The sequence below is a fragment of the Pseudomonas sp. FG86 genome (assembly GCF_057808775.1).
The window spans coordinates 78,227-95,996 of sequence record NZ_JBMDIS010000016.1 but is presented as its reverse complement, the minus strand read 5'-3'; the positions used below and the strand labels follow the sequence as shown (position 1 = coordinate 95,996).

General features: G+C 60.4%; 20 protein-coding genes. 19 read left to right on the top strand and 1 reads right to left on the bottom strand.

Annotation, left to right across the window (positions count from 1 at the left end; genetic code table 11):
- The first annotated feature begins 5 nt into the window (after nt 1–5).
- Genes ACODSV_RS13400 through ACODSV_RS13380 form a run of 5 tightly spaced genes read left to right on the top strand, consistent with a single transcriptional unit; the run spans nt 6 to nt 4,790 of the window.
- Complete coding sequence (locus tag ACODSV_RS13400) at nt 6–725, top strand: TIGR03759 family integrating conjugative element protein (RefSeq protein ID WP_489045655.1); 720 nt, start codon at nt 6–8, stop codon at nt 723–725.
- A 50-nt stretch (nt 726–775) separates the two neighbouring features.
- Complete coding sequence (locus tag ACODSV_RS13395) at nt 776–1,342, top strand: lysozyme family protein (protein WP_489045653.1); 567 nt, start codon at nt 776–778, stop codon at nt 1,340–1,342.
- A complete protein-coding gene (locus ACODSV_RS13390) occupies nt 1,339–1,875 on the top strand; it encodes an integrating conjugative element protein (protein ID WP_489045651.1) in 537 nt (178 codons plus the stop codon). Before ACODSV_RS13395 ends, ACODSV_RS13390 begins: the two co-directional genes overlap by 4 nt.
- 9 nt (nt 1,876–1,884) lie before the next feature.
- The gene (gene traD, locus ACODSV_RS13385) at nt 1,885–4,044 is read left to right on the top strand and encodes a type IV conjugative transfer system coupling protein TraD (protein WP_489045649.1); all 2,160 of its coding nucleotides are present in this window, start codon (nt 1,885–1,887) and stop codon (nt 4,042–4,044) included.
- Entirely contained in the window at nt 4,041–4,790 is a 750-nt protein-coding gene (locus tag ACODSV_RS13380; RefSeq protein ID WP_489045647.1) for a TIGR03747 family integrating conjugative element membrane protein, read from the top strand. The genes traD and ACODSV_RS13380 overlap by 4 nt, the downstream gene beginning before the upstream one ends.
- A 67-nt stretch (nt 4,791–4,857) precedes the next feature.
- Here the strand turns inward: ACODSV_RS13380 and ACODSV_RS13375 are convergent, their stop codons facing one another.
- The gene (locus ACODSV_RS13375; RefSeq protein ID WP_489045645.1) at nt 4,858–5,487 is read right to left on the bottom strand and encodes a LysE family translocator; all 630 of its coding nucleotides are present in this window, start codon (nt 5,485–5,487) and stop codon (nt 4,858–4,860) included.
- Nucleotides 5,488–6,008: 521 nt separating this feature from the next.
- Here ACODSV_RS13375 and ACODSV_RS13370 point away from each other — a divergent pair.
- The 14 genes from ACODSV_RS13370 (at nt 6,009) to ACODSV_RS13305 (ending at nt 17,769) form a co-directional block, all read left to right on the top strand.
- Complete coding sequence (locus tag ACODSV_RS13370) at nt 6,009–6,377, top strand: integrative conjugative element protein, RAQPRD family (protein WP_489045644.1); 369 nt, start codon at nt 6,009–6,011, stop codon at nt 6,375–6,377.
- A complete protein-coding gene (locus ACODSV_RS13365; RefSeq protein WP_489045642.1) occupies nt 6,374–6,613 on the top strand; it encodes a TIGR03758 family integrating conjugative element protein in 240 nt (79 codons plus the stop codon). Before ACODSV_RS13370 ends, ACODSV_RS13365 begins: the two co-directional genes overlap by 4 nt.
- 22 nt (nt 6,614–6,635) lie before the next feature.
- Nucleotides 6,636–7,004: a TIGR03745 family integrating conjugative element membrane protein gene (locus tag ACODSV_RS13360; protein ID WP_489045640.1), complete on the top strand. Its 369-nt coding sequence runs from the start codon at nt 6,636–6,638 to the stop codon at nt 7,002–7,004.
- A gap of 9 nt (nt 7,005–7,013) precedes the next feature.
- Nucleotides 7,014–7,436: a TIGR03750 family conjugal transfer protein gene (locus ACODSV_RS13355; protein WP_489045638.1), complete on the top strand. Its 423-nt coding sequence runs from the start codon at nt 7,014–7,016 to the stop codon at nt 7,434–7,436.
- Nucleotides 7,433–8,116, top strand: coding sequence for a PFL_4703 family integrating conjugative element protein (locus tag ACODSV_RS13350; protein ID WP_489045636.1), 684 nt, complete (start codon nt 7,433–7,435; stop codon nt 8,114–8,116). The genes ACODSV_RS13355 and ACODSV_RS13350 overlap by 4 nt, the downstream gene beginning before the upstream one ends.
- Nucleotides 8,113–9,024 (top strand): TIGR03749 family integrating conjugative element protein, encoded by a 912-nt coding sequence (locus tag ACODSV_RS13345; protein WP_489045634.1) that lies wholly within the window; start codon nt 8,113–8,115, stop codon nt 9,022–9,024. Before ACODSV_RS13350 ends, ACODSV_RS13345 begins: the two co-directional genes overlap by 4 nt.
- Nucleotides 9,014–10,450, top strand: a complete 1,437-nt coding sequence (locus ACODSV_RS13340) for a TIGR03752 family integrating conjugative element protein (protein WP_489045689.1) — start codon at nt 9,014–9,016, stop codon at nt 10,448–10,450. The genes ACODSV_RS13345 and ACODSV_RS13340 overlap by 11 nt, the downstream gene beginning before the upstream one ends.
- On the top strand, nt 10,431–10,865 hold the full coding sequence (locus ACODSV_RS13335; protein ID WP_489045632.1) for a TIGR03751 family conjugal transfer lipoprotein: 435 nt from the start codon (nt 10,431–10,433) through the stop codon (nt 10,863–10,865). Before ACODSV_RS13340 ends, ACODSV_RS13335 begins: the two co-directional genes overlap by 20 nt.
- Nucleotide 10,866: 1 nt before the next feature.
- The gene (locus ACODSV_RS13330; RefSeq protein WP_489045630.1) at nt 10,867–13,764 is read left to right on the top strand and encodes a conjugative transfer ATPase; all 2,898 of its coding nucleotides are present in this window, start codon (nt 10,867–10,869) and stop codon (nt 13,762–13,764) included.
- 13 nt (nt 13,765–13,777) lie between these two features.
- A complete protein-coding gene (locus ACODSV_RS13325) occupies nt 13,778–14,500 on the top strand; it encodes a DsbA family protein (protein WP_489045628.1) in 723 nt (240 codons plus the stop codon).
- A gap of 132 nt (nt 14,501–14,632) precedes the next feature.
- Nucleotides 14,633–15,052 (top strand): TIGR03757 family integrating conjugative element protein, encoded by a 420-nt coding sequence (locus tag ACODSV_RS13320; protein WP_489045626.1) that lies wholly within the window; start codon nt 14,633–14,635, stop codon nt 15,050–15,052.
- Nucleotides 15,049–15,999: a TIGR03756 family integrating conjugative element protein gene (locus ACODSV_RS13315; RefSeq protein WP_489045624.1), complete on the top strand. Its 951-nt coding sequence runs from the start codon at nt 15,049–15,051 to the stop codon at nt 15,997–15,999. The genes ACODSV_RS13320 and ACODSV_RS13315 overlap by 4 nt, the downstream gene beginning before the upstream one ends.
- A 61-nt stretch (nt 16,000–16,060) precedes the next feature.
- On the top strand, nt 16,061–17,419 hold the full coding sequence (locus tag ACODSV_RS13310; protein ID WP_489045622.1) for an integrating conjugative element protein: 1,359 nt from the start codon (nt 16,061–16,063) through the stop codon (nt 17,417–17,419).
- Nucleotides 17,416–17,769, top strand: a complete 354-nt coding sequence (locus ACODSV_RS13305) for a hypothetical protein (protein WP_489045620.1) — start codon at nt 17,416–17,418, stop codon at nt 17,767–17,769. Before ACODSV_RS13310 ends, ACODSV_RS13305 begins: the two co-directional genes overlap by 4 nt.
- The last annotated feature ends 1 nt before the right edge of the window (nt 17,770 follow it).

Here is a 17,770-nt window from a genome sequence, read left to right as displayed (position 1 = left end):
TCATCATGTTATTTCGGTCGCTCTGCGCCACTGCCCTTACATTCGCAGCGGTCACGGCATCGGCGCAATCAGCGCTCGTGACGAATTCCCGTGACGTTCTGAGCCAGACACAGGCAAGTACCGACGCGGCTCATGATGATCGCCAGGCTCGGGATTGGGGTCTACGCGTAGATGAGTGGGCGCGCTATCAGCAGCTGATGCAGGGCCCCCTGGGTGTCTATTCACCGAATCTGGACCCGCTCACTGCACTCGGCATCGAGGCTCGCAGCGATGAGGAACGTGATCGCTACGCATCCCTCCAGGTGCAAACCGAAGCCCGGCGGGTAGACAAGACGCTCGCTTATCAGCGGGCTTACGATACCGCTTGGAAGCGCCTGTTTCCCGGGCAACAGCGCGTGAACTTACCCGGTGCCAGAGACACCGCTGGTGGGAATGTCGGTTCCGGCCGGATCGCGGTGTTTGTCAAAGCAGATTGCCTGCCGTGCGATCAGCGCGTTCGACAATTGCAGGCCGGTGGCACTGACTTTGATATCTACATGGTCGGCAGCCGTCAGGACGACATGCGAATTCGTCAATGGGCGACACACGCCGGCATTGAACCCGAAAAAGTGCGTTCACGCGCCATCACGCTTAATCACGATGCAGGGCGGTGGCTGTCGCTCGGACTGCCAGGCAACCTGCCGGCCGTGGTGCACGAGGTGAACGGCCAATGGCAGCCGCAATAGATCGGTCCGCACCCCCTTATTACTGGGCCGGCCTGGGTGCACATGCGGCCATGCTTCGACGCGCCATAGCGTTGTGCCTTTCGGTCAGCTCATGGGCGAACGTGGCGCTCGCTCAGGAAGTTCCGCCACCTGCCTATCAGATCGCCGCACAGCGGGCAGGCGTTCCATCGGCGGTGCTGTTCGCCGTGGCCCTGCAGGAAAGCGGCACATCATTACAGGGTCGTTTGATTCCCTGGCCCTGGACACTCAATGTCGCCGGCATATCGGAGCGCTATGCCTCGCGCGATGAGGCATGCACCCGCCTAAAGCAGGTCCTCAATACGACACCAGCCGACCGTCTCGACGCTGGACTCGGCCAGATCAATCTCGGCTACCAGGCGCACCGTTACACCCATCCCTGTGAGCTGCTCGACCCGTACCAGAACCTGGCCGTTGCCGCCGACATCCTGCGCGAACAACACACTCCGGGTGAGGACTGGCGACTTGCAATCGGACGTTATCACCGGCCAGCCGGTGGCCTACCCGCCGCGCGCTACCGGAGCAGCGTGAACCAGCACCTGCTGCGTGTGCTGGGCCCAGATGTCTCCCTTTCCTCCACTCTGATCACACCACCATGAATCGTTCTGTTGCTGCTCTCATCGGGCTGCTGTCCATTGCGTGCGCTTCGGCCCAGACCATATCAACACCGCTGATTGTGGTCGAAGACCGTGGTGGCGTTTCTGCGCTGTCGTATTACGAAGCGCTGAATCCACAATCAGTTGCGGCGGACGCGCCGCCACCGGCATCTCCGCCACAACTAATCGTGGGTGCGGCCGGAAGTTCGGAAGCCGCCATGTTGCCTGTTCAGTCGACGCTCATGTCACCGGGCGCGGTGCAGCCCCGCCCCATCCATGCACCGGGTCTCACGCCGGTATTTCTGATCGGCGATGACGAGCGTTCCCGGACCTGGCTGCGGCAGAAGCATATGACGCTACGGCAGGTCCGTGCCGTAGGACTGGTCGTCAATGTCGCTTCGCTGGATGGGCTGGAGGCCTTGCGGCGTCTGGTGCCCGAACTGACCCTTTCGCCGGTTTCCGGTAACGACCTGGCCCAGCGACTGGGGATCACTCACTATCCGGCGCTGATCACCGCCACCGGCATTGAGCAATAGGTACCGGAAGTGGCTCAGGCGCACGCCGTAGAGGTTCTCCTGCGTCCAGCGGTGGAACTCTATAGCGTTGCGGTATGCATGGGATCTGGCTTCCTGTGCCTGGTCGCACCGTGGTCGCTCGCGCTCAATCCGCTGCTTGGACTGGTCTCAGCTCTGGCTTTCTTTACCTTCGGCTCAATCCGTCTGAGGGAAGCCTGGATCATCCTGCGCTACCGCCGCAACATTCGGCGATTGCCCCGCTACGTCATGACCAGCCGCGATGTGCCGGTGAGCCAACAACGGCTTTTTGTTGGCAGGGGATTTCGCTGGGATCAACGGCATACCCACCGCCTGATGCAGACCTATCGTCCGGAGTTTCGTCGGTATGTCGAGCCCACCCTGCTCTACCGAATCGCCAGGCAGTTGGAAGCGCGACTGGAATTTTCGCCGTTACCCCTCTCGAAGCTAGCGCGGACGCTGGCATGGGACAGCCCGCTGAATCCCGCGCGGCCACTCCCTCCAGTGGGTGGCCTTCCGCGTCTACATGGCATTGAACCTCACGAAGTCGACGTCACGCTTCCGTTGGGCGAGCGTGTGGGCCATACCCTGGTGCTCGGCACCACACGCGTCGGCAAGACACGTCTGGCCGAACTGTTCATCACCCAGGACATTCGTCGCAAGGTCAACGGCCAGCACGAAGTGGTCATTGTTTTTGATCCCAAAGGCGATGCCGATCTTCTGAAACGAATGTACGTGGAAGCCAAGCGCGCGGGGCGGGAAGGCGAATTTTACGTATTCCATCTCGGCTGGCCGGACATCAGTGCGCGCTACAACGCAGTCGGTCGATTCGGACGTATCTCCGAAGTGGCCACCCGCATTGCCGGTCAGCTGTCGGGGGAAGGAAACAGCGCCGCGTTCCGCGAGTTCGCCTGGCGGTTCGTCAACATCATAGCCCGCGCTCTGGTCGAACTGGGGCAACGGCCAGACTATCTGCTGATCCAGCGCCATGTGATCAATATCGATGCGCTGTTCATGGAGTATGCCCAGCACTTCTTTGCGAAAAACGAACCGAAAGCCTGGGAAATCATCGTCCAGCTCGAAGCCAAGCTGAACGACAAGAACATCCCGAGAAACATGATTGGACGCGAAAAACGCGTTATCGCGCTTGAGCAGTACTTGTCGCAGGTTCGAACCTACGATCTGGTATTGGACGGTCTGCGATCAGCTGTGCGCTATGACCGTACCTACTTCGACAAGATAGTAGCGAGCCTCTTGCCGTTGCTCGAGAAGCTCACCACCGGCAAGACGGCGCAGTTGCTCGCACCGAACTATTCCGACTTGGCCGACCCGCGTCCCATCTTCGATTGGATGCAGATCATCCGCAAACGCGCGGTTGTCTATGTCGGTCTGGATGCGCTGTCGGACGCGGAGGTTGCTGCCGCGGTGGGCAATTCGATGTTCAGCGATCTGGTGTCCGTGGCCGGGCATATCTACAAATTTGGCATTAACGATGGACTACCGGGTGCCTCGGCGAATACCAAGTTGCCAATCAACGTCCATGCGGATGAGTTCAACGAACTGATGGGTGACGAGTTCATCCCGATGATCAACAAGGGAGGCGGCGCAGGTATCCAAGTGACCGCCTATACCCAGACACTGTCAGACATCGAAGCTCGGATCGGCAACCGCGCCAAGGCTGGCCAGGTGGTAGGCAACTTCAACAACCTGTTCATGCTGCGCGTGCGTGAAACCGCTACTGCAGAGCTGCTAACGCGACAACTACCCAAGGTGGAGGTGTATGCCACCACTCTGATGAGCGGTGCGACCGACAGTTCCGATCCGCGCGGCAATACCGCGTTCACCTCCAACACCCAGGATCGCATCAGCAGCAATAGCGTCCCTCTGATTGAACCGGCACACATTGTCTCACTGCCCAAAGGTCAAGCGTTTGGACTCATCGAAGGCGGCAACCTCTGGAAGATCCGCATGCCGTTGCCCGCCCCGGATCCAGACGAAGTGATGCCCAAGGATTTGCAGGAGCTGGCAGGCTACATGCGCCAGCACTATGTCGAGGCCGGAGATTGGTGGGACAGCCAAGGCGCGCCCGGGCTGCAGGAAAACGCGTTGCCAGCCGATCTGCTGGACGACTTCCAGCATCTGCCCACCGGTAGGGAGGAAAACCGTCTGTGAGCGATCCGGCCACCGCGGTGAAACATCAGCAAGATCGTCAACAAGGCCTGATAGCCGGCCTTGTCACATTGCCATTTCGTTTTCTTGGCGTGCTGTTCGGTTCACTGTTTCTCTGTCTTGTGATCGAATGCATCGGAATGTACTTCTTCTGGCCAGACCAGGGCTGGCACCATGCCCAGAGCATGGTCAGCTATGAGTTGAACCAACTGTCGGCAGACTTCACACGCAGCGTACTGGTGGAGGAACCTGGACGCACTGCGAACTGGGTGATTGAACAGGCTTACGAATGGATGTTCGTGAAGAGCGGGCTGGCGAACTGGATACGCGATGCGTCCACACAGACGAGTGCAGCCAGCCATAGCGGGGCCAGAGATTTCCGCTACTACATGAGCCTGGTGTATGTGCATCTGGAAGGTTATTTGATCGCCTGCGCGTACACCATGCTCGTGTTTCTCGTTCGGCTGCTGGTGCTTTTTCTGACTCTGCCATTGTTCCTGATGACGGCGTTCGTCGGTTTCGTCGACGGGCTGGTACGTCGTGACATTCGCCGATTTGGCGCGGGTCGAGAATCGGGATTCATCTATCACCGCGCCAAGGCTAGCCTGATGCCGCTGGCTGTGCTGCCGTGGGTGACCTATCTGGCGCTTCCGGTCAGCGAGCCCCCATTGTTGATCTTATTGCCCAGCGCGTTATTGCTTGGGCTGGCAATGAATCTCGCCGCTGGCAGCTTCAAGAAGTACCTGTAAGCAAGCGCCAGGCGGCCTTCATCTCTGTGTTCGACGAAGCGAGCATGGTAGGAGCAGGTTCAACGCTTTACTTATGAGTCAGCGCGAGCCGGATACCCAGCCCAATGAATGTGACACCGATCATTCTGTCTATCCAAAGTCTGATGTGCGGCTGACCACTGACAGCACGTGCGGCTCTGGCAGCTAGCCACGCAACGGCAATATCGTTCATTAACCCCAGCAACACAAAAACTGCACCGAGAACCAGAAACGCCGCAGTTTTATCGGCACTTTCGGGAACTACGAATTGTGGAAAAAAGGCGACGTAGAAAAGTAAGACTTTGGGATTGGAAGCATTCGTCAGGAAGCCCCGGAACAACAGCGTGCGATTATTTAACCGGGGCGTCGCAGGGCGAACATCGCTAGTCACGGCCTTAGCCCAGAGTGTCCGCATTCCCAGCCATACAAGATATATCCCCCCCAGATACTTAATCGCGATAAAGGCTGAAGGAGACGCTGCCAGCAAGGCTGTGAGCCCAACCGCACAACAAATCGTGTGCAAACATCCCCCCAAAGCAACGCCAAAGGCGGAAAGGATTCCTGCGCGCCGTCCATGCACCATGCTTTGCCCGGCGACATAAGCGACATCTGGACCGGGCGTCGCATTGAGGGCCATGACTGCCAGTACAAACAACGGGAACTGGACTATACCTAGCATAAAGCGTTCTCCTTCAAGGGTGGTAGACAATGGCCAAATGCTGGGATTGATTGGAAGACGTCCACCATAGCCCAAACGCGGGGATCAAGAGAGTGTGTCGTTGACGTTCGTCCATCATATATTGCATCACCAGATTGGCAGATTGGCGTCACTGTGCAGGCAATCGTGAAGGCACTTAGTCCCTAGACGGTCAGCGGAGAATGTGAGCACGCTGGTCCCCCTTGGATTTACAGATCTGACTGACGTACTTGATGTCGCACAGACCACTACACTCCTTGCAACCTATCTCACCGTTACTCAATAGGGCATCCTGATCGTACCGCCCTCTTCATCTCTGCAACGCCCTGTGCTGCTCCCTCTTCCTCCTAGCCCGCTTCACTTGTTTCCCCCTCATGTGCCATCCATGGATTAGGCGAGCGCTCCTCTGAGAATGCGGTGACTAGCGAGTATTGATTGTTTGCAGCGCAGGCTGTGTTTGCGCTGCAGCATCGGAGCCATTCGCATTCACTGGGGATGGCTCGATGAACCAGATCACCCGCCACGCATGCATTTGGCGATATCCGGTCGCCATGATCCTGACCGTGCTGGGCTTGGTATTGCAATCCGCCTCCGCTGCCGACAGCGCTGCAGAACATGAGTACCTCACGGCGCTCGCACGTCAGGTCGATCTTATCGATCGCTTGGCCGAGCGATCAGCCGAAATATCTCCACATGACCGTGCCCGCTACCACTTCGACTACATCCGGCTGCGGGAGGATCTAAAGCACGTTCGCGCTGGCATCCAGGACTATCTGGTGCCACAGCGTGCCCAACCACGCGATCCCGTTTCCTTTACCAGCGGCTACGTTCGCAGCGACCGGGACGACTCTGGTGAGGAGTCGTCGCCATGACCCCGTCAGCCGATCAGATCTCAGCCTTCCAGGCGGGCGGAGGTTTTACCCCGTCTGCCGTGTCCGCCGCGGTGCTCGGACTCGTATTCGCAACGCTGCTCCTTTGGGGTGTCTGGGCCATGCGCTCCACGTATGTCGGCTGGTCCGAACACCGCATCACTCAACGTCAGTTCCTGGCAGTCATCATGCGATTCATCGCGATGTACCTGGTACTGACTTTCCTTCTTCTGTCCTGACCGTCATGAAGGCTGCATCAAAATGAGCATCTCACTCACCGCCCACCGTATTTCGTCTCGCGTCGTCATGATGCTCGCCCTGCTCCCGATTACCAGCGTGCCACTGTCGGCATTTCCAGCCGGTCTGCCGACCATGGAAGACCCGTCACGCGGCGCGGGCAATGGCATCCTGCAGACGCTGCAGAACTATGGCTATGACATCGTGATGCTGATCGCATTGCTCGTCGTCGCATCGATGTTCGTCGGCGTCTGCTACCACGCTTACACACGCTACTCGGAGATTCACACCGGTCGCGCGACCTGGGGTCAATTTGGGCTGTCCGTCGCGGTGGGTGCAATCCTGCTGGTGGTTGGCATCTGGCTGCTGACCAAAGCCACCGGCGTGCTGTAGGGGGCAACGATGACTGCTCCTTCGGCGCTCCTTCAAGATGCCCTGGTCACTTTCCTGCCCCACCGTCTGAACCGTCAGCCGGTGGTCGTCCGTGGACTGACGGCCGACGAGTTGTGGATGTGCGCCGCGCTATCGGCCGTGCTCGGCTTTCTGCTCGGACTGCCACTGGCATGGATCACCCGCAGCATCGCCATGATCCCCACGATGATCGTTGCGAGCATCGCCCTCGGCGTATTTGTCGGCGGAGGTTTTTTACGCAGGCAGAAGCGTGGGCGTCCCGACACCTGGCTGTACAGGCAACTTCAGTGGCGCCTGGCCTTGCGTCACCCAACGCTTGCAGCCTATCTGGGCGGCAGTGCTCTGATCACATGGTCCGGCTACTGGAGCACCCGGCGCGACACAGGGCGTCACGCGGGTCGAGGTCGCGCATGAGCCGTTTCAAGAACGAGGTCATCCATCTACAGGCCCATGTGAAGACGTTACGCTTCGGCATCGGTGCACTACTCGTCGCGGCTCTATTACTCGGTATCGGCTGGTGGAACGCGCCCAAGAATCTCACGATCCATGTGCCACCTGATCTTCGTTCAGGCAGCACGCGCAAGTGGTGGGATGTGCCGCCAGAGAGCGTGTATGCCTTTTCGTTCTATATCTGGCAACAGATCCAGCGCTGGCCCACAAACGGCGAAGACGACTATCCACGCAACTTGCGGGCACTGTCGGCCTATCTGACTCCGAACTGCAAGGCTTTTCTGCAGCAGGATTTTGAATACCGGCGCAGCAACGGTGAGCTGCGTCAGCGAGTGCGCGGCGTGTACGAAATTCCGGGGCGTGGATACGGCGATGAGCCCACCACCCGGGTCAAGGTTGTCTCCGATCACGACTGGATTGTCACGCTCGACCTCAGCGCGGATGAATACTACGGCTCCGAACAGGTCAAGCGAGCGCTGGTGCGCTATCCGCTGAAGGTCGTGCGCATGGACGTCAATCCCGAACTCAACCCATTCGGTCTTGCGTTGGACTGCTATGCCAGCGCGCCTCAGCGGATTGAGACGCCGCCTCCGCTCGGGTCGGGGGCCAATGCGCCGAGGCAACTGCAAGGAGGTAGCCGATGATCAGGCTTGCCCTGTCGGTCTTCGCCAGCGTCATGCTGAGCGTGTGCCTGGTGCCCGTCAGTCAAGCGGTCGAGATCCTTCGCTGGGAACGCCTGCCCTTGGCTGTTCCCCTGATCGTCGGCCAGGAACGGGTGGTCTTCATCGATCGTAATGTGCGGGTTGGCGTTCCAGCCAACTTACGCGATCACCTGCGCGTGCAAAGTGCCGCAGGTGCCATCTATCTGCGGGCGAGCGACCCGATTGCCCCAACACGGTTGCAACTGCAGGATGTGGAATCCGGCACGCTACTGCTGCTCGACATCGTGGCCGAACCACCGAAGGATGGTCAGCAACCGCTGGAGCCCCTCCGCATTGTCGAAGCCGAGGTCTCTGCCAACCGCTACGGCGTCGCCTCAAGCCAGGACAGCGACGAGCCAGAAGACACGAAGGAACCGCCGGCAATGTCACGCGAAACGCCACTTCCGGTAATCCTGACGCGCTATGCGGCGCAAAACCTTTATGCGCCCCTCAGGACCGTCGAGTCGGCGCCGGGTATTGCCCGCGCAAACCTTCGCCGCGACCTGTCCCTGGAGACCTTGCTGCCCACACTGCCTGTGTATGCCAAGGCACTGGCGGCCTGGCGTCTGGAAGATAAGTGGGTCACAGCCGTGCGGCTCACCAACACGTCGGCGCGCTGGATTGATCTGGATCCTCGTGCGCTGCAAGGCGATTTCACGGCCGCCACCTTCCAGCATCCCAATCTGGGGCCATCGGGCCAATCAACGGACACCACCGTGCTCTACCTGGTCACGCGCAACCATGGACTGAGTGAGTCGCTGCTGCCTGCAATAAGCACCATCGATGCGGGCCTGAATCTGCCACCAGCCGCAGCGGCCGGGTCGATCGAAGGCACGCATGATGAAAAGTAACGGCCTGCTCAAATGGTTGATGATCCCGATGGCCCTGCTGCTGGTGTTCGTAGGCATCAGGCTTTTTTCCGGCGAGCGCGGCAACAACCCAACACCAGAGGGCACAGGCAGTCAGCTCACGCCGGAGGAGATGAAGGCCCTGGGTATCGAAGGCGACACGCCCCGCGATACCGTCGCCACCCTGGTCGCGCAGGTCAAGCAGTTACGCAACGAATTGCAGACGACGCAGGGTGACAACAAAAACCAGAGGGCTGAGAACGAGCGCCTTCGCGCGCGTGAAAGCACAATCGATCAGCGTATCCAGAACGCGCTGGATGGCGAGCGCAGCCGCTTGCAGCAAGAACGCGACCAGGTGAGTAGCGACCGGCAGCACACGCAAGGCCTGCTACAGGATCTGCAACGGCGTCTGGACGGCTTCACAGATAAGAGCTCCGCAGATTTGCCTGTTGGTCTTGGCCTGAAGGATGGCGATGGCAAGGATTTCGGCGCATCCAGCGGCATACAATGGATTGAGCCCGACGACGCCAGGACCAACACGAAGAACACTGGAGCGAGCCAGGGCCCTGACCTTCCCACCAGCTTCGGTCCTGCGCAGAAGACCCTGTCGACGACGGTGGATTCCGTAGCAGACGCCGGCGGTCGCGCCGTGGTTGCCTCGAGCAAGCCGGTCTACACCGTTCCCACCAACTCGACACTCATGGGTTCGATCGCCATGACTGCATTGATCGGCCGTGTGCCGATTGACGGCACGGTGAATGATCCTTATCCGTTCAAGGTCCTGATCGGTCCGGACAATCTCACAGCGAACGGCATCGATATCCCCGACGTGTCCGGCGCGGTAGTCAGCGGTACCGCCTCTGGTGACTGGACGCTTTCATGCGTTCGTGGACAAATCCGCTCAGTCACTTTCGTGTTCCAGGACGGCACCATTCGCACCGTGCCCGAGGACAGCGGCAATGCTAATGGCAGCACCAACAATGCCCAGAACAGCAATGGGTCGACGATTCAGAGCGGTCTGGGCTGGATCAGCGATCCCTACGGAATCCCCTGCGTGGCTGGGGAGCGGCGCAGCAATGCCCAGCAGTACCTCGGTTCGCAGGCCCTCATCACTGCGGCAGGCGCTGGCGCGGCCTCGCTGATCAAGTCTGACAGCGGCAACGTCTCCTACATCAGCAATGGCAACGGCTCCTTCGGTACGGCCGGTATCTCCGGCAATGAAGCCATGGGCCGCATCCTCGCCGGTGGCGTGCAGGAAATGTCGCAGTGGGTCAATAAGTTCTATGGCCAGGCCTTCGCGGCCATTTACGTGCAACCCGGCGCAAAAGTCGCCGTGCATCTGGAGCATCCCCTGAATATCGATTACGACGCCAAGGGACGTCGGGTCAATCATCGCCTCGGAGGCACTCATGCGTCAGACCTGGATTGAAGCGACCATCCTGCTGCTCGCAGCCGTCGTACTGGTCGGCTGCTCGACCAGCAAGGAAAAGATGCTGCCGCATGGGGATAACACCATGCTCGACATCTGGAATCAGGAAACCGGCGGCGGCACAGGTGGCGGTCAGGCCGCCCGGCAGCTGCTCGACGCCCGCCAGACGCTACGTCGGCCCCTGGACGATGCGCAGGTGCAGTCAACCTCTGCGATCAACAAGACCTACACCCGCACGTCGAGTAACGAAATCCATCGACAGTTTCATCGCCTGCCTAACCCGGATCTTGTGATGTACGTATTCCCCCACCTGGCAGGAACAGACCCGGTGCCCGTGCCTGGCTACAGCACGGTGTTCCCGTTGTACCAGCGGGTGCAATACGCCATGCCGGGCGAACGGATGGAGGACTATTGATATGGGTTGGTCGCTGCCGTGGTCGCGCAAGGCGCCCGCTCCCTCGATATTGGCTGCTGACGCGTCTATCGGGGCGGGTGATATCTGGCAACAGCACGTATCAAAGCTCGCGGCACATGGCATTGCTGAGCCCGGTAGCGTACTAGGCAACGGCAAGCGCAATCCGGCGACCCATGCCGATGCAGCAGCCCTCTATGACGTGGCACCTTCCTTTGTAGCTCTGCTGCCTTGGGTCGAATACCTGACGGACAGCCACAGCATGTTGCTGGAGGATGGCCAGTCTGTGGCTGGATTCTTTGAACTCATGCCTCTGGGGACCGAAGGTCGGGAGATGGCGTGGCTGTGGCAAGCACGCGATGCCCTGGAAAACGCACTGCAGGACTCGTTCGATGAGCTCGATGACAATCCTTGGGTAGTCCAGCTCTATGCCCAGGACGAGTCCAACTGGGATCACTACCTGCACTCGCTTTCTGCCTACCTTCAACCCCGCGCCCGGGACTGCGCCTTCAGCGAATTCTATCTGCGATTCTTCGGTCATCACCTGCGCGCCATCGCCAAACCTGGTGGACTATTCGAGGACACGACCGTCACTCGTCTGCCATGGCGCGGCCAGGTCAGGCGCGTACGCATGGTGGTCTACCGACGCACGCCTACCGCGGCAGCTTCCCGTCGCGGACAATCGCCCGAGCAGGCGTTGGCCACGATCTGCGACCGGCTAATAGGCGGTCTGTCCAATGCCGGCGTGAAATCGCAGCGTCTGGGTGCGGTCGACATTCACGACTGGTTGCTGCGCTGGTTCAATCCAGCCCCGTCCCTGCTGGGGAATACCGACGAGGATCGGGAGCGCTTTTATGCGCTGACCCGCTATCCGGAGGAAACGACGGAGGGTGACATCGAGCTGGCCAGCGGCACGGACTTCAGCCAACGCCTGTTCTACAGACAGCCCTGCTCGGACGTCACCACCGGCACGTGGTGCTTCGACGGCATGCCTCACCGGGTGATCGTGACCGATCGCCTGCGTACGCCCCCCGTCACCGGGCACCTGACAGGCGAGACACACAAGGGCGGTGATGCCGTGAACGCACTGTTCGATCAAATGCCGGAAGACACGGTGATGTGCCTGACGCTGGTCGCCACGCCGCAGGATGTGCTGGAGGCGCATCTGAATCATCTCAGTAAGAAATCCGTGGGGGAAACCTTGGCGTCCGAGCAGACACGCCAGGATGTGCAACTGGCACGCAGCCTTATTGGCAGTGCTCACAAACTCTACCGAGGCGCGCTGGCGTTCTATCTGCGCGGCCGCGATCAGGCTCAGCTCGACGATCGCGGACTGCAGTTGGCCAATGTGATGCTCAATGCCGGACTGCAGCCGGTCCGCGAGGAAGACGAGGTGGCACCGCTCAACAGCTACCTGCGGTGGTTACCCTGCGTATTCGACCCGGCCATGGACAAGCGCCAGTGGTACACGCAACTGATGTTTGCGCAGCACGTCGCCAATCTCGCACCGGTATGGGGGCGCAGCCAAGGCACCGGGCATCCCGGCATCACGTTCTTCAATCGAGGCGGGGGCACGATCACCTTTGATCCTCTGAACCGACTCGACCGGCAAATGAACGCGCACCTGTTCCTGTTCGGCCCCACCGGGTCGGGCAAAAGCGCGACCCTCAACAACATCCTCAATCAGGTGACCGCGATTTATCGCCCGCGGTTGTTTATCGTCGAAGCTGGCAACTCGTTTGGTTTGTTCGGCGACTTTGCGGCACGCCTGGGCCTGACGGTGCATCGTGTGAAGCTCGCACCAAGCGCCGGTGTCAGCCTCGCGTCATTTGCCGATGCCTGGCGCCTGGTGAATACGCCGAGCCAGGTACAGACGCTCGATGCTGATGCGCTTGACGACGATCCAGCCGATATCGGATCGCCCGCTGACGGCGACGAGCAGCGCGACGTCCTGGGTGAACTGGAGATCACCGCGCGACTGATGATCACCGGCGGGGAAGACAAGGAAGAAGCGCGCATGACCCGCGCCGACCGCAGCCTGATCCGGCAATGCATTCTCGACGCCGCGCAACACTGTGTAGCGGCCAAACGTACGGTATTGACCCGTGACGTGCGTGATGCCCTGCGCGAGCGAGGCCGTGATGCCACGCTGCCTGAGACCCGGCGCACGCGGTTGCTGGAGATGGCCGATGCGATGGACATGTTCTGCCAGGGGGTCGATGGCGAGATGTTCGACCGGCCAGGTACCCCGTGGCCCGAAGCGGATATTACCATCGTGGACCTGGCGACTTTCGCACGCGAAGGCTACAACGCCCAACTCTCGATCGCCTACATCTCGCTCATCAACACCGTGAATAACATCGCTGAACGTGACCAGTTCCTCGGCCGCCCCATCATCAACGTCACCGACGAAGGCCACATCATCACCAAAAATCCACTGCTCGCGCCCTATGTGGTGAAGGTGACCAAGATGTGGCGCAAGTTGGGCGCATGGTTCTGGCTGGCCACCCAGAACCTGGACGATCTGCCCAAAGCCGCAGAACCCATGCTTTCAATGATCGAATGGTGGATCTGCCTGTCCATGCCTCCCGACGAGGTGGAAAAGATCGCCCGGTTTCGCGAACTGAACCCTTCGCAGAAAGCATTGATGCTGTCCGCACGCAAGGAAGCCGGCAAGTTCAGCGAGGGCGTGATTCTGTCGAAATCGATGGAGGTGCTGTTTCGCGCTGTGCCGCCGAGCCTGTATCTCGCCATGGCGATGACCGAGCCGGAAGAGAAGGCCCAGCGTTTCCAGCTGATGCAAGAGCACGGCATCAGCGAACTCGACGCAGCGTTCATGATGGCCGAGAAAATTGACCGTGCGCGTGGCATTGAACCGCTACCGTTGGACGCCCTCGCCTAGCCGGAGAAATCCGATGCACTTGCCTCTCTTGGTTCGATCCCACCCACGCGCCTTCGTCGGCTTACTGGTTGCAGCGGCGCTCGTCATCACCGGTTGGGCACTCCTTCCGGCGATACAGTCCATCAATGCTACAACACTATCGGAGAATGACGATGCCTCGAGGCTGGCAGGTCCGCCTTGGGTCTATGGCCACATGGATGCCCGCTTCACGGTGATCGAATACGCCGACCTAGAGTGTCCGTTTTGCCGTGCGTATTTCCCCGTGCTCAAGCAGTGGATCGACACAAACCCCGAGGTGAACTGGCAGTGGCACCACTTGCCACTGTCTGTCCACGAACCGGCCGCAACGGCCGAGGCTCGTCTTGTCGAATGCGCCGGTGAGGCCGATGGACAAAAGGGGTTCTGGCAAGCGGTGGCCTGGATCTACTCGCATACCCGCGGCGACGGGCAAGGCCTGCCGAAAGACGTGCAATTCCCATCCGCCATTCCGTCCGTTCAACGCTGCCTCGACAGCGATCGCCCCGATGGAGCGATTCGTGCGCAAGCCGCTGAAGCGGCGCAAAACGGGATCGCGGCCACGCCCACGCTGCGTCTGCGCGACCGTCATTCCGGTAAGACATTGCTGCTGCAGGGGCCTGTGGAGGGCGACGCATTGACGTCCGCCATCGACCTGCTGAGCAGCGATGCTGAGGTCGCGAAGATGCCTGCTGACGCCGGTGGCAACGTACCCAAATAAGCGTTGGCGTGGAATCAGGGCAAGCATCCACCCGTGATTGAAAACGGGGTATGTCGAATGCGGTTTGTTTGTCGTTCTCTCTCCTCTTTTTGGGGTCGACTACGCCATGGTTTGAGTTGGCGGAACCCTATTATGCAGATCCCGTTGCCCATCATCGCCGCGCTGGCGAGCGTGCCCTACATCGCCCTGTTCAGTCCGGCCGCTGCCGCTGAGGTGCTCGTAGTCACCGACTCTCTACATCCCGTGCAGAGCCCTGCAGGGACTCGGGTCATCGAACTGGACCAAGCTGAACGCATCGAAGCGCAACTGACCCGCAACCTGCCCGCTGCACCCGACGCTGCGGCGGCGTTGTTGCAGCAACGATTACACGACGGTGGCAGTGAACTGCAGCAGCGAATTGGTCAGGCTTACCAGGGCGTCGCCGATGCCTGGGGATTAGGCATTGCAAAGCTTCCGGCCGTGGTGGTGGATCGGCGCCACGTAATTTATGGGGAATCCGACGTGGCCAAGGCCGTCGCGCATATTGATGCCTATCGGAGTACCCACCCATGAACCGCAAGCCCCGCGCCTGTTCACGACGCCTGCGGTTCGCCGCGGCCTCCCTGTTGCTTGGCTGGGCGATGTCCGTCTTCGCCCTAAGAACGGCGACCATCATCCCGTCGGCACTATCCCCTGACTGCCTTGAGTACCGGGTCGTCGGGGTCTGCTACTGGCTGTACTGCTCGCTGGGCGGCTGCACGGTGCGCACTTCAGTCAAGGTCCGGCACTACATTCCGGAGGCGGTGGTGTCGAGCTACTCCAACACCGGCGCGAACCCGTGGACCGAAGTGGCGCTGATGAGTGTACCCAACCCCACCGCCCAAGCCGGTGGCGACGGTACGAGCAATCATGACAACGAGAACAACCTCGCCAAGTTTAAGAATGCCGACATCATCGGCCATCCCGGCAGTGCTGTTTTCAGTCGCTTCGCCAGCCAGTCCGGCTACACCTGCGTAGGTGCGGGAACCCCGTTCATGCCGTATCTGCTGAGCACCCTGGATACGGTGGCATGGCGCTATAACGTACCGGAAGCCGTTTATCCAGAGTCGCTGATCCCGGGCATGCGGGAGATCGGTGGTCGCACATCGGTGAACCTGTGGGGCAGCGTGTACCCGCGCGGGGGATCCCTTCATCAGGTCGATGACTACAAGAGCGGTGCGGTCGTCGCTCAGCGCGCAGGCGACATCGTGACCCGCCGGGGCCAGATTCACGTGTACCAGCCTCTGTTGGCCAACGCGCGCGATGGTTACTGGCCCGCGAGCGATCTGGTGGAAAACGATGTCTCCACAGGCAAGTGGCAGGAGCTCGCGCCGACGCTCTCGGCCACCTGCGCCGTCTTCCCGAACAGCGACGCTCATGTCCAAGCCACAGAAGGCGACTATGCCTGGGCACTCTGGCGGCCTTACGCCTGCTGCCAGCGCCGAGGACAGGTCTTCCTCAGCAGCGTGGATTTCATGTGAGGGCCTGACGATGAGTGCGTCCCCTTCCCTTCTCATCTGCTGGTCTCGTTGGATTCATTGCATGGCCCTCCTCGCCGCCAGCATGGCGCTCCTCGCAGGCCCCGCCTGGGCGCAAACTCGCCTCAGCAATGACGTCAACGTCAGCGGTAGCGTGATCGGTGACGACGTGCTCTACAGCATTGGCGGCGGTCGGGCCGTGTCCATGGGCGGGGCTGGCGGCATGCAGAGTATTGGGGTTGGCGCAGGCTGGAACAGCAACCTCATTTGCGGCGACATGAGCATCACGACCACGCTGCAGAACCAGCTCAATGGCGTGAGCAATGGATTCCAGTCGATCATGAGCACTGTGATCCAGAACGCTACAAGTGCTGTGGCTTCGCTCCCAGCACTGATCATCCAGCGTGCTGATCCTGGACTGTACAACCTGCTGACCAATGGCATCCTGCAGGCTCGCCTGGACTTTGATCGCTCAAAATCGACCTGTCGCGCGATTGCCAACCGGATGGCGGATATGGCGGGTGGCCAGGCAGGCTGGGACCAACTGGCTGAAGGCATGGCGCTCAAAAGTGCGGTGAGCAGCAATGACGCCGTCGCCGCGATTGAGCACGCCGAGTCCAGCAAAGGTAACAACGGCGTACCCTGGGTCGGCGGCAACAACGCAGGCGGTGCCAGCCAGAGATCGATCAAGGTGGTCAGTGATGTGACCCGTGCTGGTTACAACCTGCTCAATGGCCGTGGCGTCGACGATACCTCTTCGATTGACCGCACTGCCTGCGGCAACCGCCTGACCTGTCAGACCTGGTCATCGCCGCAGATAGCGTCCGACTGGGCGACCCGTGTGTTGGGTGAGCGCGAACAGCGCACGTGCGAAAGCTGCACCAAAACTCAGACCACTCCTGGCGTCGGACTGACGCCGCTGATTCAAGAGGAGTTCGAAACCAAGCTGCAGGCTCTACAGGACCTGATGACGGGTGCCAAGCCTACGACTGCCGCCAACCTCGCCGCGGCGGGTAGTAATTCCCTGCCGGTGACACGGGGCGTAATCGAAGCGTTGCGCGATGAACCTGATCAGGACGTGCTGGGCAATCGACTCGCCTCGGAGGCGGCGCTTGCCAGCGTATTGGAGAAAGCTTTGCTGCTTCAGCGCACGCTGCTCACGGGCAAGAAGGAGCCCAACGTCGCTGCCAACGAACTGGCCGTTCAGGCGGTCGATCAGGAGAACAGTGCGCTCGAGCAGGAGATCAACAACCTCAAGACCGAGCTGGAACTGCGGCGCGAACTGGCCGGTAACTCGGCCATGACCATCATCCAGCGGCAGAGCACCCGTGCCTCGGGCTCGCGCGGTATCTATGAGGGCGATACCACGCGTGACCGGCTGGATCAGATCCAGCGGCCCAGGAGCGGGAGCGGCATACCATGATCTGGCCGTCCTGGTTGCACTTGTCGCGGCTTTTCAATCGCCGCGTGGGTACGGCGCTGCTGTGGGTCTGTCTGGTGGCCGGCGCCGCGGTAGCCGTGAACATTGCCGGCATCCACCTGGTAGGCGACATCGAAGGTTGGGAGAGCTGGATGCAGGCGCACGCCGGCGATTTCTTGTTCTGGCGGGTGTGTCTGTATGCGATGACCACTGTTGGTTGGTGGTGGATGCGTGACCGTCTGCGACAACGCGAGCCTTCTGTTGAAACCCATCGTCGCTTGTTGCGCACTGAGATCGCGGCCGTGATCGCCATCGTGTCGCTTGAAGCCAGCACATTGCTTCAGCACGGTTAAG

Coding starts and splice junctions, on each gene's coding strand:
- ACODSV_RS13400 (WP_489045655.1), top strand. CDS start 6: ATGTTATTTCGGTCGCTCTGCGCCACTGCCCTTACATTCGCAGCGGTC.
- ACODSV_RS13395 (WP_489045653.1), top strand. CDS start 776: ATGCTTCGACGCGCCATAGCGTTGTGCCTTTCGGTCAGCTCATGGGCG.
- ACODSV_RS13390 (WP_489045651.1), top strand. CDS start 1,339: ATGAATCGTTCTGTTGCTGCTCTCATCGGGCTGCTGTCCATTGCGTGC.
- ACODSV_RS13375 (WP_489045645.1), bottom strand. CDS start 5,487: ATGCTAGGTATAGTCCAGTTCCCGTTGTTTGTACTGGCAGTCATGGCC.
- ACODSV_RS13370 (WP_489045644.1), top strand. CDS start 6,009: ATGAACCAGATCACCCGCCACGCATGCATTTGGCGATATCCGGTCGCC.
- ACODSV_RS13365 (WP_489045642.1), top strand. CDS start 6,374: ATGACCCCGTCAGCCGATCAGATCTCAGCCTTCCAGGCGGGCGGAGGT.
- ACODSV_RS13360 (WP_489045640.1), top strand. CDS start 6,636: ATGAGCATCTCACTCACCGCCCACCGTATTTCGTCTCGCGTCGTCATG.
- ACODSV_RS13355 (WP_489045638.1), top strand. CDS start 7,014: ATGACTGCTCCTTCGGCGCTCCTTCAAGATGCCCTGGTCACTTTCCTG.
- ACODSV_RS13350 (WP_489045636.1), top strand. CDS start 7,433: ATGAGCCGTTTCAAGAACGAGGTCATCCATCTACAGGCCCATGTGAAG.
- ACODSV_RS13345 (WP_489045634.1), top strand. CDS start 8,113: ATGATCAGGCTTGCCCTGTCGGTCTTCGCCAGCGTCATGCTGAGCGTG.
- ACODSV_RS13340 (WP_489045689.1), top strand. CDS start 9,014: ATGAAAAGTAACGGCCTGCTCAAATGGTTGATGATCCCGATGGCCCTG.
- ACODSV_RS13335 (WP_489045632.1), top strand. CDS start 10,431: ATGCGTCAGACCTGGATTGAAGCGACCATCCTGCTGCTCGCAGCCGTC.
- ACODSV_RS13330 (WP_489045630.1), top strand. CDS start 10,867: ATGGGTTGGTCGCTGCCGTGGTCGCGCAAGGCGCCCGCTCCCTCGATA.
- ACODSV_RS13325 (WP_489045628.1), top strand. CDS start 13,778: ATGCACTTGCCTCTCTTGGTTCGATCCCACCCACGCGCCTTCGTCGGC.
- ACODSV_RS13320 (WP_489045626.1), top strand. CDS start 14,633: ATGCAGATCCCGTTGCCCATCATCGCCGCGCTGGCGAGCGTGCCCTAC.
- ACODSV_RS13315 (WP_489045624.1), top strand. CDS start 15,049: ATGAACCGCAAGCCCCGCGCCTGTTCACGACGCCTGCGGTTCGCCGCG.
- ACODSV_RS13310 (WP_489045622.1), top strand. CDS start 16,061: ATGGCCCTCCTCGCCGCCAGCATGGCGCTCCTCGCAGGCCCCGCCTGG.
- ACODSV_RS13305 (WP_489045620.1), top strand. CDS start 17,416: ATGATCTGGCCGTCCTGGTTGCACTTGTCGCGGCTTTTCAATCGCCGC.